Below are 12,972 nucleotides of genomic sequence, written 5' to 3'. Positions count from 1 at the left end.
CCCGGCCGCGCGCCGGGCCGCCCTGCCGACCGGCTCGTCGACAACGCGTTCTGGGCCGGCCGGCACGACTGGCGCACGGGCACCGCCCACGGCGTCCGCACCCTCGCCGGGCGCCGCCCCGCGCTCGCCATCGCCGACGCCGCGGGCACCACCGACTACGCGGACCCGCACACCGGCACGACCGCCACGTGGGAGTACGCGACCTGGACCGCGCCGGTCCACCGCCCGTCCGTGCCCGCCACGGAGATCATCGCCCACTGGAACGCCGAGACGCCCGCGGGCACCTGGCTGCAGGTGGAGCTCAAGGGCCGCTACTCCGACGGCACCGACACGCCCTGGTACGTGATGGGCCGCTGGACGGCGGGCGACGGGGACGGCGACATCCGCAGGACCTCCGTGGACGGCCAGGCCGACGGCCGCTCGTCCATCTCCACCGACACCTTCGCGCTCGACGACGAGTCGGGCACCCTCAGGGTCGTCTCGTACCAGCTGCGGCTGACGCTGTACCGCAAGCCCGGCACCCGCCTCACGCCCGTCGTGTACCGCCTCGGCGCGATGGCCTCGGCGGTGCCCGCCCGCTTCACGGTGCCGACCTCCACCCCCGGCCTCGCCCGCGAACTGCGGGTGCCGTCGTACTCGCAGGACATCCACAAGGGCCAGTACCCGCAGTACGACAACGGCGGCGAGGCCTGGTGCAGCCCGACCTCCACGTCGATGGTCCTCGACTACTGGGGCCACGGGCCCAGCAAGGCGGAGACGGCCTGGGTCGACCCGTCGTACACCGACCCGCAGGTCGACAACGCCGCCCGCTACACGTACGACTACCAGTACGAGGGATGTGGCAACTGGCCCTTCAACGCGGCCTACGCGGCGAGCCACGGCCTGAGCGCAGCCGTCACCCGGCTCGGGTCGCTGAACGACATCGAGACCCTGGTGGGCGCCGGCATCCCCGTCATCACCTCGCAGTCGTTCCTCGCCTCGGAGCTGACGGGCGCCGGTTACGGCACCTCGGGCCACCTGATGGCGATCGCCGGCTTCACCGCCGACGGCGACGTCATCGCCCACGACCCGGCATCCGAGGACGACGCGGCCGTGCGCAACGTCTACAAGCGGTCCGAGTTCGAGACGATCTGGCTGCGCACCAAGCGCCACAACGCCTCCGGTGGCGTCTCCTCCGGTACGGGCGGCGTCGTGTACGTCTACTGGCCGCCCAGGCCGACCGGGACGCAGGAGCGCGCCCTGAGGTCCTTCGGCCTGCTCTGACGGCACCGCGCCGGCGCCGCGCGGGTATGGCGCCGGCACCGTGTGCCCCGGCCGTGGCGGACGCCCGGCCGGGGCACACGCGTGCGGCCGCCCCGACCTGCGGTGTCCGCCGGTAACCCCGGGGGTGCGCGCGGCCGGTCCTCTGGCATACTGCGGGAATTCCGTGGCAGGCCGGAGGGCAGGACCCCAATTGAACGGTAGTCAGCAGAGCGCCCCTTCGGCACGATCGCAGCTGCGTCGTTCCGAACTCATATCCACCGGGCGGAAGTTGTTCGCCAACACGTCCTACGACGCTTTGTCGATGGACGACATCGCGAGCCATGCGGGTGTCGCCAAAGGGCTGATCTACTACTACTTCAAGAACAAGCGCGGCTACTACCTCGCCATCGTCGAGGACTCCGTGCGCGAACTGGTGACACTGGCCGCCAGCGACCCCGAACTGCCTCGCGCCACGCGCGTCCAGCGCACCGTGGAGGCGTACCTGCGGTTCGCGCAGGAGAACGGCGCCGCGTACCGCACCATCATCAACGGCGGCGTCGGATTCGACACGCAGGTGCAGGCCATCAGGGACGTCGTGCGCGACGGGCTCGTGCTCACCCTCGCCGAGGGCGCCTACGGGACGCAGGACATCCCGGCGATCGCGCGGCTTGCGCTCCTCGGCTGGCTCAGCAGCGTCGAGTGGCTCACCCTCGAATGGCTCGGCCACCAGGAGCTGCGCCTCGAGATCCCGCGCGACCTGCTCGTGCGCATGCTGCGGCACACGCTCGACACGATCGAGGAGTTCGCGCCCGAGTGCCCCTCCCCGCCACCGGACCCGGACTGGCGCCCGGTCACGGGCCGGGAGGACGCCGACGGCGCCGCCGAAAGCCCGCGCGGCTGACGAGCGTTAGCCGACGCAGGCGGCGGGCCTCACGCGGCGGCGGGCCTCACGCGGCAGCGGGCCTCAGGCGGCGGCGCGGTGCACCGCCGCCTGGCGCGGCGCCGCGTCAACCCGCTGCACCGGCCGCGAGCCGGGGCCCCCGACGTGCGAGAACGGCTGCGTGCGCCAGTCGAGCCCCTGGGGGAGTGTCAGCAGCAGCGAGGCGTCCTGCTCGCGGGCCTCGGCCCGCGCGTCCGCCGGCAGCGCGTCGGCCGCGGCGCGGCCCGTGCCGGGGCAGACGGAGAGCACGAACGGGTTCCAGGGCGTCGGGCACAGCGCGTGCTCCGGGAGGGCGTCCTCGCCCGCGAGCAGAGCGATCGGCCGCGCGCACGCGGGGCAGATCACGCGGTACATCTCGAAGGTGTCCTCGAACTCGCCGTCGTCGGCGTCGAAGAGACCGGCGGGCTCCGGTGCGGACATACCGGTGCGCTTCCAGCGTTGCATGGAGTCATTCCCCCTCGGGTGGGCCGACCAGGCACATGTGGTCTCGACCACAGCAAGCACTTCCCGCCTGGCGCGCCGGGTAATCGCGAGGTCCCGAACGACCACGGGCCGAACCTGTGGCCTTCGTCACACGGCGGTGGATGGATCATGGCATCACGCCTCCTGTCGTGCCGGGAGCGACCCGGAGGGAATAGGTTGAGCCGCATGGAGGAGCTGGATCGTCAGATCGTGGAGTTGCTCGTCAGGGACGGCCGGATGAGCTACACCGACCTGGGCAAGGCCACGGGCCTGTCCACGTCGGCGGTGCACCAGCGGGTCCGGCGGCTCGAACAGCGCGGCGTGATCCGCGGCTACCGTGCCGTCGTCGACCCCGAGGCGGTGGGCCTGCCGCTGACCGCGTTCATCTCGGTCAAGCCGTTCGACCCGAGCGCGCCCGACGACATCGCGGAGCGCCTCTCCGGCATCCCCGAGATCGAGGCGTGCCACAGCGTCGCGGGGGACGAGAACTACATCCTCAAGATCCGCGTGTCGGCGCCGGTCGAGCTGGAGGACATGCTCACCCGCATCCGCACCCTGGCGGGCGTCTCCACCAGGACGACCGTCGTGCTCTCCACCCCCTACGAGGCGCGTCCGCCCCGGATCTGACCGCACTGGGGCGGGCGGGGAGACTGGTGCCCATGAACCCGAGCACCGCCCCGAGCGCAGGCCGAAGCGCAGGCCCGAGCGCCGCCCCCCAGAGCGAACCCCGCACCGTGCTGCTGCGCCGTGGGGAAGTACACAGCCCCGCCGACCCGTTCGCCACCGCCATGGTCGTCGAACGCGGGCACGTGGCCTGGGTCGGCTCCGAGGGCGCCGCCGACTCCTTCGCTGCCGGGGCGGACGAGGTCGTGGACCTGGACGGCGCGCTCGTCACGCCCGCCTTCACCGACGCCCACGTCCACACCACCGCGACCGGCCTCGCGCTCACCGGCCTGGACCTGTCCGGCGCGCGCGACCTCGCCGACGCGCTCGCGCGCGTACGCGCCCACGCGGACGCCCGCCCCGCCGACCGCATCCTGCTCGGCCACGGCTGGGACGCGGCACGCTGGCCGGACGGCCGCCCGCCCACCAGGGCCGAACTGGACGAGGCCACCGGCGGCAGGCCGCTCTACCTCACGCGCGTCGACGTGCACTCCGCCGTCGTCACCACCGCGCTCCTCGACCTCGTGCCCGGCGTCACCGCGCTGCGCGGCTACGAGCCGGGCGCGCCGCTCACCGGCGACGCCCACCACGCGGTACGGGCCGCCGCCCACGGCGCCGTCACCCCGGTCCAGCGCGCCGAGGCCCAGCGCGCCGCCCTGGCGCGCGCCGCCTCCCTCGGCATCGGCTCCGTCCACGAGTGCGGCGGGCCCGAGATCTCCGACGAGGACGACTTCACCGCGCTCCTGGCGCTCGCCGCCGACGGCCGGGGCCCGCGCGTCCACGGCTACTGGGCCGAGCACGTCACCGGCGAGAAGGGCGCTCGGCGCGTGCGCGAGCTCGGCGCGCTCGGCGCGGCGGGCGACCTGTTCGTGGACGGCTCGCTCGGGTCACACACGGCCTGCCTGCACGAGCCGTACGCCGACGCGCCGCACACCGGCACGGCCCACCTGGACGCGTCCGCCATCGCCGCCCATGTGACCGCCTGCACGGAGGCAGGCCTGCAGGCCGGCTTCCACGCGATCGGGGACGCGGCCGTCGGTGCCGTCGTCGAAGGGGTGCGCGCCGCCGCCGGCCGGCTCGGCGCCGCCCGCGTGCGCGCGGCACGCCACCGCGTGGAACACGCCGAGATGCTGAGCCCCGGGACGGTCGCCGCCTTCGCCGAGTTCGGCCTCACGGCCTCCGTCCAGCCCGCGTTCGACGCGGCCTGGGGCGGCGAGCACGGCATGTACGCGGCCCGCCTCGGCGCCGCACGCGCGCGCACGCTCAACCCGTACGCGGCGCTCCTGAAGGCCGGCGTGCCGCTGGCGCTCGGCTCGGACAGCCCGGTCACCGCGCTCGACCCGTGGGGCACCGTCAGGGCCGCCGCCTTCCACCGCACGCCGGAGCACCGGGTGTCCGTACGGGCCGCGTTCACCGCGCACACGCGCGGCGGGTGGCGGGCCGCCGGCCGTGACGACGCCGGGACGCTCGTGCCCGGCGCCCCCGCCGACTACGCCGTCTGGCGTACCGGCGAGCTGATCGTCCAGGCGCCCGACGACCGGGTGTCCCGCTGGTCGACGGACCCGCGCTCCGGCACCCCGGGGCTGCCGGACCTCACCCCGGGGCGGCCGCTGCCCGAGTGCCTGGAGACGGTCGTCGCCGGACGCACCGTCTTCAGGCGACCGAACGAGTGACGTACGGACCTTGCGAGCCCCCGGCCGTGGACCGCGCAGGCGCACGGCGACCTGCGGGTCTTCCCGCCTGACCTGCTGTTTCCGGTCAACGGCGCAGGTCGTACGGCTGTTGACAGCGAACCGCCGGGGGCGGGTAGGTTCGGCGGAGTCCACCACAGGACGTCCGTCCGGCATCCTCCACGCCCCTCGCCGAACGCCACTGGGTCAGGGGCGGTGTGCCGCACCGGCGCACCTCCACTGGGAGCCAGGCCCAGCCTCGGCGCTCCGGCGGTGCGGGAAGGTTTCGCCCGGTCGGCGGGTGCGACCCGGATGGGGCCCCGGCGTTCAGTAGACAACGGCTCTCGGCAGGCCCGCAGCCAGCGGGTGCCAGGTCGGCCCGAAGGACGCCGGGTCCCGATCCGCAGGGCGGCTGCCCGCGGCCCGCGGAGGGACCCCGCGGGAGCGGCATCGCGAGCACCCCCGGATGCCACAACTTGCCCACCCGTGGAAGCGACCTGCGCCGCCGGGATCGCTATGGTGGTGCCCTGCGCAACACGACTAAGGGGCATACGTGAACGACGGCGGTCAGAGGCGGTTCGCTCCGCTCGGCTCGGCCTTGGTGATCATCCCGACCTACGACGAGGCGGGGAACATCGAGGCCATCGTCGGGCGCGTGCGCTCCGCGGTGCCTGACGCCCACGTGCTGGTCGCGGACGACAACAGCCCTGACGGCACGGGACGGATCGCCGACGCCATCGCGGCGAAGGACGACAACGTCCACGTACTGCACCGCAAGGGCAAGGAGGGCCTCGGAGCCGCCTACCTCGCGGGCTTCCGCTGGGGCATCGACCACGGCTACGGCGTGCTCGTGGAGATGGACGCGGACGGCTCGCACCAGCCCGAGGAACTGCCCCGCCTGCTCACCGCGCTCAAGGGCGCCGACCTGGTGCTCGGATCGCGCTGGATGCCGGGCGGCCGCGTCGTCAACTGGCCGCGCACCAGGGAGCTCATCTCCCGCGGCGGCAGCACGTACTCCAGGCTGCTGCTCGGCGTGCCGATCAGGGACGTCACGGGCGGCTTCCGCGCCTTCCGCAAGGAGACGCTGGAGGGCATCGGCCTCGACGAGGTCGCCTCGCAGGGGTACTGCTTCCAGGTCGACCTCGCGCGGCGCGCGGTCGAGGCCGGGTTCCACGTCGTGGAGGTCCCCATCACGTTCGTCGACCGCGAGATCGGCGACTCCAAGATGAGCAGGGACATCTTCGTCGAGGCCCTGTGGCGCGTCACCGCCTGGGGCGTGGAGACCCGAGCCAACCGCATGCTGGGCCGCGGGCCGATCGGCGCGCCCGCCGCGTCCACCCGCGAGGGCGGCGCCGAGTCGCGTACCGCCGAGTCGTCCTGACCCACCCCGCCCCAGCCACGGCCGGCCTCTTACCCCGGACGGACGCCCCGACAGGCACACTGGAGTCATGACCACAGCAACGCCGCAGGGGCCGGTGCCCAAGCGCTCCCGCGCCCGTTCCTTCGTGCCCCTCGCCGTGCTCGTCTGGATCGCGCTCGAGATCTGGCTGCTGACCCTCGTCGGCTCCGCCACGAGCGGCCTGATCGTCTTCCTGATCATCGTGGCGGGGATCGTGCTCGGCTCCGTCGTCATGAAGACGGCCGGCCGCCGCGCCTTCGAGAACCTGCGGCAGACGCTCCAGCAGCAACAGCGCCAGGGCGAGGTGAGCCGCGAGCAGAGCGCGCACTCCAGCCGCAACGGGTTCCTGATGCTGGGCGGCCTGCTGATCATCGTCCCCGGCCTGATCACGGACGCGGCGGGGCTGCTCCTGCTGATCCCCCCGGTCAGGTCCGTCGTCGGGCGGATCGCGGACCGGTCGATGGAGAAGCGGATGCGGACCGCGGTGCCAGGCGACCTCCAGGACGCCTTCCAGCAGGCGCAGCGCACCCGGATGCGCCAGGAGGGCAACGTGGTCCAGGGCGAGGTCGTCAGGGACGACGAGGGCGGCGCACGGCGCCCGGGACCGCGGGGTGACGACGAGGGCCCGAGGCCGCCCCTCACGCCCTGAGCGCGCTCCGAGCGACCCGCGCGAAGACGCGGGAACCGCACGAAACGAGCCGCGGGCCGTGACACAGGATCTGTGTCACGGCCCGCGGCTCGTGTTCCGTATCGCGCCGGAAGCGCCGCTGCGTCAGGACGTCAGGCGGACTTCCTGCTGTCGCGCGGATGGACGGCGATGTTCATGGCGCCCGACCGCAGCACGGCCAGCCGCTCGGCGAGGACCTCTTCGAGCTCCTCGCGCGTACGCCGCTCCATCAGCATGTCCCAGTGAGTACGGGCGGGCTTGCCCTTCTTCTCCTCGGGGCCGTCCCCGTCCACCAGAAGTGCCTGGGCGCCGCACGCCTTGCACTCCCACTCCGCAGGGATCTCCGCCTCCACCGAGAACGGCATCTCGAATCGATGGCCGTTCTGGCATGCGTACTCCACCGCCTGGCGCGGGGCCAGATCGATGCCGCGGTCCGTCTCGTAGCTGGTAACCACGAGTCGCGTACCGCGGAGAGCTCGCTCACTCATGAATCGTGCCTCCCGGGCTTGTCGCCCACAGGACAAGGTGTCGCTGTCGTCGTCTTCCGGTCAACGTCCGGTCGGCGGTAAAGATTCCCGTCCCGGTGCTGCGTCGCCCGTTGTACCGTTGGTGCTCGTTTGGTCTTCGGGTACCCGCCAGCGCCCGGTTTGTCACCTGTGGCAAGAGATGTCACCCCGTGTTTTCCCTACCGAACCACGCAGGAACGGTACAGCTGGCAGGCCAAACGCGTACACTACCGCCCTTTCGGTCCCGCGTCTAAATCCGCTCGGGCGCGGTGTTGCCCGCCGCGGCCACCGCCCGGCTCAGCGGTACCCGCGCCAGCAGCACCGAACCCACCACGAAGAACACCAGCAGTGAGACGATCGCCACGCGGTAGCTGCCGGTCAGCTGGTACGCGAGGCCGAAGGCGAGCGGGCCGAGCCAGCTCAGGCCGCGGTCGCTCAGCTCGTAGGCGGAGAAGTACTCGGCCTCCTTGCCCCGGGGCACGAGGTGGGAGTAGAGCGACCTGGACAGCGCCTGGCTGCCGCCGAGCACCAGGCCGATCGCCGCCGCGAGGCCGAAGAACCACGCCGGCGCCCCCGCCGGCAGGAAGTACCCCCCGACCAGGATGAGGATCCATACGCCGAGGGAACCGAGCACCGTCCGCTTGCCGCCGTACACGCGGGCGATCCTGCCCATGGCCAGCGCGCCGGCCACCGCGAGCACCTGCACCAGCAGAACCGCCACGATCAGCGTGGTCTGCCCCAGCCCCAGCTCCTCGGAGCCGAACACCGACGCCTGCGAGATCACCGTCTGGATGCCGTCGTTGTAGATGAGGTAGGCCAGCAGGAAGGCGAGCGTGAGCGGATGGCGGCGCATGTCTCGCAGCGTCGCGGCGAGTTGACGCCAGCCGCCGGCGACAGCGCCGCGCGCCGGTGCCGGTTCCGGCGCGGGTGACTGGGCCGACGCCGGAGCGCCGGACGCCTGCGCCCTCCCGTCCGGTGCGCCGTCCGTGCGCCGCGCGGCGGCACGGCGGTCGCGCAGCCTGCGCAGCGGCACCACCGTGAACGCGCCCCACCACAGCCCCGCCGTGGCCAGGCAGATGCGTACCGCCGTCGACTGGGACACCCCGAAGGAGTCGTGGCCCGAGTACAGCACCAGGTCGAGGACGAGCACGAACGCGCCGGACGTGTAGCCGAAGGCCCAGCCGCGCGACGAGACCCGGTCGCGCTCGGCCGGCTCGGCGATCTCCGGCAGATAGGCGTTGTAGAGCGCGGACGAGACCGGCAGCGCCACGTTCGCCACGACCAGCAGGAAGGCCCCGAGCAGGTAGCGGTCGCCGTCGAGGAAGAACATGCAGGCCGTCGCCGCGGCCCCCACGTACGCGGCGGCCCCGAGCAGCGGCTTCTTGCGCCCGGTACGGTCCGCCACCGCGCCTACCAGCGGCATCAGCAGCACGGCGACGACGATCGAGACGGAGATCGTGTACGCGTACAGCGACCCGGCACGCACCGGGACGCCCAGCGGGTGCACGAAGCCGCGGCCGTCCGCTGCGTGCTTCGCGACCGACGTCAGGTACGGGCCGAGGAAGACCGTGATGACGCTCGTCGAGTAGACCGAGTTGGCGAAGTCGTAGAAGTACCAGCCCCGCTGCTCACGCCGGCGTGCCGCCGGCCCGTCCTCGGCCGCCGTGCCGTCCACGATCTCGGCGGTCACCCGCCACCTCCCCGTCCCCCGCGTCCCGGGCCGCCGTCCGCGGGCAGCGGGCGCGGCGGCCGGTCAGTGCCATACCCCCCGCGCCTCGAACACCGAGCGGAGCGTCTCCAGATGATCGGTCATGATGCCATCCGCGCCGAGGTCGAGGAGCGCGCCCATCAGATCCGGGTCGTTGACCGTCCAGACGTGCACCTGGAGCCCGCGCGCGTGCGCCCACGTGAAGAAGCGCCGGTCCGCCACGCGCACGCCCGCGTGCTCCACCGGCACCTGCGCGCAGACCGCCCCGGCGCGGACGAAGGCCGGGACGCCCAGGGAGCGCAGCCGCAGCCCGAGCACGCCCCGAACGCCGTAGGAGGTGGCGAGCCGCGGCCCGGCGAGGCGGGCGGCGCGGGCCACGCGCGCCTCGGAGAACGAGCCGACACAGACCCGGTCCCAGGCGTCCGCCTCCCGGATCAGTCCGAGCAGCGGCAGCAGCGCCGCCTCCGCCTTGACGTCGACGTTCCACCGCGCGGCCGGGAACTCGGCGAGCAGGTCGGCGAAGAGCGGCAGCGGCTCGCGCCCCCCGACACGCGCCTCGGCGACCTCGGACCACGGCAGGTCGCGGATGCGCCCCGCGGCGTCGGTCAGCCGGTCGAGCGTCGCGTCGTGGAAGGCGACGAGCCGGCCGTCCGCCGTGGCGTGCACGTCCGTCTCGAAGTAGCGGTACCCGAGACCGGCGGCGCGCCGGAACGCGGCAGCCGTGTTCTCGATGCCGCCGGCCGCGCCGCCCCTGTGGGCGAACGGGATGGGCGTGCGGTGGCCGAGATACGGATGGGGCTGGTGTTCGCGGTTCACGGCCGCAGTATCGCGCCCTCGGCCGTCCCGCGTGCGGCGGAAGCCGCACCGCCGTCCGCGGCAGCGCCGTCCGGCGCGGGGATGGCGAAGAGCCGCAGGAACACCTGCGCGAGCGGGCCGATCGCCAGCGCGTACGCGACGGTGCCGACACCGAGCGAGCCCCCGAGCGCGAACCCCGCCGCGACGACGGTGACCTCGATCGCCGTGCGCACCAGCCGGATCGAGCGGCCTGTCACCCGGTGCAGGCCCGTCATCAGGCCGTCGCGCGGTCCCGCGCCGAAGCGGGCGGAGATGTACAGGCCGGTCGCCGCGCCGTTGAGCACGATGCCGCAGACCAGCAGCGCGATCCGCACCGCGATGCCGTGCACCGGTTGCAGTACGGCCGTCGTGGCGTCGATCGCGAGCCCCACCACGAACACGTTGGAGACGGTGGCGAGGCCGGGCCGCTGCCGCAGCGGTATCCACAGCAGCAGCACGCCGGCGCCGACGACGATCGACACCGTCCCGATGGACAGGCCGACCAGGTCCCCGACGCCCTGGTTGAGGACGTTCCACGGTTCGAGCCCCAGGTCGCCCCGGATGATGAGACCGGAGCTCGCGCCGTACAGCACGAGACCCGCGTACAGCTGGACGAGGCGTCGCGGCAGTCTGCGGCCCCGGCGGAGCGAGAGGAACACGGCGTACCCTTTCCCTGGCATCAGTGGACCGGTGGAACGCCAGCTTGTTCCATGCCGATCGAGGCCAACCATGGCCAATTCGGGGAAGGTGGACCGCATTCATGGCCGAGTGGACGTCCGCGGTCGGCGCTACCCAGCTCGCGCGGCAGCTCAAGGCACAGCGGCAGGACACCGCCGGGCCGTCGGCGGGCGGCGGGCGCAGGAAGCCCGCGTACCGCGCACTCGCCGACGGCGTCAGGCTGCTCGTCCTCGAGGGCAGGGTGCCGGTCGCCGCGCGGCTGCCCGCCGAGCGCGAACTGGCGGTGGCGCTCGCCGTGAGCCGGACCACGGTCGCGGCGGCGTACGAGGCACTGCGCGGCGAAGGGTTCCTCGAGTCCCGCAGGGGAGCGGGCAGCTGGACGGCCGTGCCCGCGGGCAACCCGCTGCCCGCGCGCGGCCTCGAACCGCTGCCGCCCGAATCGCTCGGCTCGCTCATCGACCTGGGCACGGCCGCACTGCCCGCGCCCGAGCCCTGGCTGACGCGCGCGGTGAGCGGCGCGCTCGAGGACCTCCCGCCGTACGCGCACACCCACGGCGACTATCCGGCGGGCCTGCCCGCGCTCCGGCAGCTGCTCGCCGACCGCTACACGGCGCTCGGCGTGCCCACGATGCCGGAGCAGATCATGGTCACGACCGGCGCCATGGGCGCCATCGATGCGATCTCCCACCTGTTCGCCGGGCGCGGCGAGCGCGTCGCGGTCGAGTCGCCCAGTTACGCGAACATCCTCCAGCTGATGCGCGAGGCGGGCGCGCGCCTCGTCCCCGTCGCGATGGCGGAAGGCCTGTCCGGGTGGGACATCCCCAGGTGGCGCCAGGCCTTGCGGGACTCGGCGCCGCGCCTCGCGTACGTCGTCGCCGACTTCCACAACCCGACGGGGGCGCTCGCGGACGAGGACCAGCGCAGGCAGCTCGTCGACGTCGCGCGGTGCTCGGGAACGGTGCTTGTCGTCGACGAGACCATGGCCGAGCTGTTCCACGACGAGGACATGAGCATGCCGCGCCGCGTCTGCGCGTTCGATCCGGCGGGCTCCACGGTGATCACGGTGGGCTCGGCGAGCAAGGCTTTCTGGGCGGGCATGCGGATCGGCTGGGTGCGTGCGGCGCCCGACGTGATCCGCTCGCTGGTCGCGGCACGCGCGTATGCGGACATGGGCACGCCCGTTCTCGAACAGCTCGCGGTGCACTGGCTGATGCGGACCGGCGGCTGGGAGGAGGCCCTGACGCTGCGCAGGTCGCAGGCGAAGGAGAACAGGGACGCGCTGGTCGCCGCGGTCGGTCAGGCGCTGCCGAGCTGGGAGTTCCACGTCCCGGAGGGCGGCCTCACGCTCTGGGTGCGCACGGGCGGCCTGTCGGGCTCGCGCCTCGCCGAGGTGGGCGAACGGGTCGGGGTGCGCGTGCCGTCGGGTCCGCGCTTCGGGGTGGACGGCGCGTTCGAGGGTTACGTGCGGCTGCCGTTCACGGTTTCCGGCCCGGTGGCCACGGAGGCGGCGGCGCGCCTTGCGCGCGCGGTCGGCCTCGTGGACTCGGGCGCGGCCCCGCACACGCCGCCCCGCTCGTTCGTGGCGTAGCCCGGGGTCCGCGCTCAGCCCTCCGTCACCAGCCGGTTCAGAACCGGCACCCGGCCCGCGTGCTCGACGGCCGTTTCCGGCTCGGTCTCGGGACCGGACTGGGTCTCGGGACCGGCCTCGGTCGCGGTCGCGGGCTCGGACTCGGACGCCGGGGAGTGGCCGGGCTCGTCCGCTGATGGCGGAACCGGCGCCCCGCCCGCTCGTTCCCCGGCCCGGTGGGGCTCGTCGGCGGTCCCCGGCTCGGACGCCGACTCCGCGGTCGCCTCCGCCGCCTTTGCCGCCTCCGTCGCCTCGGCCGGGGCTGCCTCCGGCCCGCCGGCCTCCTCGGGGCCGGAGCCGGGGCCGGAGCCGGTGGTCGGGCCCGTACCGGAGTCCGCTCCCGAGCCCGGCTCGGGCCCCGGACCGGACTCCGACGGCGGCCCCGCCGACTCGTCGGCGCGGGGCGGCTGCGGGCCCGGCGCCTCCTCCCCGCGCGGGGGCGGCGCCGCCTCGTCGCGGGGGGCCGGCGCCGGCGGCGGCTCCTGCCGCGGCGCCCTCCTGGGGCCCAGGGGCCGCGTGCCCCCGCGGAGTCGGAGAGCACTCGGCCCAGCTCCGGGCCCGCGTGGTGCCGGCGTT

General features: G+C 73.9%; 12 protein-coding genes and 1 pseudogene. 7 read left to right on the top strand and 6 right to left on the bottom strand.

Annotation, left to right across the window (positions count from 1 at the left end):
- Both JFN87_RS27720 and JFN87_RS27715 read left to right on the top strand, forming a co-directional pair.
- Positions 1-1,263 (top strand): C39 family peptidase (locus JFN87_RS27720; protein WP_209344310.1); only part of this gene is annotated, 1,263 nt, incomplete at its 5' end.
- A gap of 190 nt (positions 1,264-1,453) precedes the next feature.
- Positions 1,454-2,143, top strand: a complete 690-nt coding sequence (locus JFN87_RS27715) for a TetR/AcrR family transcriptional regulator (RefSeq protein ID WP_209344308.1) — start codon at positions 1,454-1,456, stop codon at positions 2,141-2,143.
- A 63-nt stretch (positions 2,144-2,206) separates the two neighbouring features.
- Here the strand turns inward: JFN87_RS27715 and JFN87_RS27710 are convergent, their stop codons facing one another.
- Positions 2,207-2,626, bottom strand: coding sequence for a hypothetical protein (locus JFN87_RS27710; RefSeq protein ID WP_209344306.1), 420 nt, complete (start codon positions 2,624-2,626; stop codon positions 2,207-2,209).
- A gap of 204 nt (positions 2,627-2,830) precedes the next feature.
- Between JFN87_RS27710 and JFN87_RS27705 the strand changes: the two genes are divergently transcribed.
- The 4 genes from JFN87_RS27705 (at position 2,831) to fxsA (ending at position 7,025) form a co-directional block, all read left to right on the top strand.
- Positions 2,831-3,271 (top strand): Lrp/AsnC family transcriptional regulator, encoded by a 441-nt coding sequence (locus tag JFN87_RS27705; RefSeq protein WP_209344304.1) that lies wholly within the window; start codon positions 2,831-2,833, stop codon positions 3,269-3,271.
- Between the two features lie 32 nt (positions 3,272-3,303).
- Complete coding sequence (locus tag JFN87_RS27700) at positions 3,304-4,980, top strand: amidohydrolase (protein ID WP_209344302.1); 1,677 nt, start codon at positions 3,304-3,306, stop codon at positions 4,978-4,980.
- 550 nt (positions 4,981-5,530) lie between these two features.
- The gene (locus JFN87_RS27695; RefSeq protein ID WP_209344300.1) at positions 5,531-6,358 is read left to right on the top strand and encodes a polyprenol monophosphomannose synthase; all 828 of its coding nucleotides are present in this window, start codon (positions 5,531-5,533) and stop codon (positions 6,356-6,358) included.
- A 67-nt stretch (positions 6,359-6,425) separates the two neighbouring features.
- Positions 6,426-7,025, top strand: a complete 600-nt coding sequence (fxsA, locus tag JFN87_RS27690; RefSeq protein WP_209344298.1) for an FxsA family membrane protein — start codon at positions 6,426-6,428, stop codon at positions 7,023-7,025.
- A 131-nt stretch (positions 7,026-7,156) separates the two neighbouring features.
- Here the strand turns inward: fxsA and JFN87_RS27685 are convergent, their stop codons facing one another.
- The 4 genes from JFN87_RS27685 to yczE form a co-directional block, all read right to left on the bottom strand.
- Positions 7,157-7,531, bottom strand: coding sequence for an RNA polymerase-binding protein RbpA (locus JFN87_RS27685; protein WP_030907058.1), 375 nt, complete (start codon positions 7,529-7,531; stop codon positions 7,157-7,159).
- A gap of 268 nt (positions 7,532-7,799) precedes the next feature.
- Positions 7,800-9,239, bottom strand: coding sequence for an MFS transporter (locus JFN87_RS27680; RefSeq protein ID WP_209344296.1), 1,440 nt, complete (start codon positions 9,237-9,239; stop codon positions 7,800-7,802).
- Positions 9,240-9,302: 63 nt separating this feature from the next.
- On the bottom strand, positions 9,303-10,073 hold the full coding sequence (locus JFN87_RS27675) for a glycerophosphodiester phosphodiesterase family protein (protein ID WP_209344293.1): 771 nt from the start codon (positions 10,071-10,073) through the stop codon (positions 9,303-9,305).
- Positions 10,070-10,771 (bottom strand): membrane protein YczE, encoded by a 702-nt coding sequence (gene yczE / locus JFN87_RS27670; RefSeq protein ID WP_209344291.1) that lies wholly within the window; start codon positions 10,769-10,771, stop codon positions 10,070-10,072. The genes JFN87_RS27675 and yczE overlap by 4 nt, the downstream gene beginning before the upstream one ends.
- Positions 10,772-10,851: 80 nt before the next feature.
- Here yczE and JFN87_RS27665 point away from each other — a divergent pair, with 80 nt between their 5' ends.
- Positions 10,852-12,357 carry an SCO1417 family PLP biosynthesis transcription factor gene (locus JFN87_RS27665; protein WP_209344289.1) on the top strand — a complete coding sequence of 502 codons (1,506 nt, stop codon included), beginning with the start codon at positions 10,852-10,854 and terminating at the stop codon, positions 12,355-12,357.
- A 14-nt stretch (positions 12,358-12,371) separates the two neighbouring features.
- Here JFN87_RS27665 and JFN87_RS27660 read toward each other — a convergent pair.
- Positions 12,372-12,972 (bottom strand): annotated as a pseudogene (locus JFN87_RS27660) (hypothetical protein); the annotation flags it as partial.

It is taken from the genome of Streptomyces montanisoli (assembly GCF_017813245.1).
GTDB lineage: Bacteria > Actinomycetota > Actinomycetes > Streptomycetales > Streptomycetaceae > Streptomyces > Streptomyces montanisoli.
Note: the sequence above shows the minus strand (reverse complement) of the source record. Positions and strands in the feature narration are given on the sequence as shown.

Bases quoted from the DNA above. Each gene is read 5' to 3' on its own strand.
- JFN87_RS27710 (WP_209344306.1), bottom strand. From the start codon at position 2,626: ATGCAACGCTGGAAGCGCACCGGTATGTCCGCACCGGAGCCCGCCGGT.
- JFN87_RS27705 (WP_209344304.1), top strand. From the start codon at position 2,831: ATGGAGGAGCTGGATCGTCAGATCGTGGAGTTGCTCGTCAGGGACGGC.
- JFN87_RS27700 (WP_209344302.1), top strand. From the start codon at position 3,304: ATGAACCCGAGCACCGCCCCGAGCGCAGGCCGAAGCGCAGGCCCGAGC.
- fxsA (WP_209344298.1), top strand. From the start codon at position 6,426: ATGACCACAGCAACGCCGCAGGGGCCGGTGCCCAAGCGCTCCCGCGCC.
- JFN87_RS27685 (WP_030907058.1), bottom strand. From the start codon at position 7,531: ATGAGTGAGCGAGCTCTCCGCGGTACGCGACTCGTGGTTACCAGCTAC.
- yczE (WP_209344291.1), bottom strand. From the start codon at position 10,771: ATGCCAGGGAAAGGGTACGCCGTGTTCCTCTCGCTCCGCCGGGGCCGC.
- JFN87_RS27665 (WP_209344289.1), top strand. From the start codon at position 10,852: ATGGCCGAGTGGACGTCCGCGGTCGGCGCTACCCAGCTCGCGCGGCAG.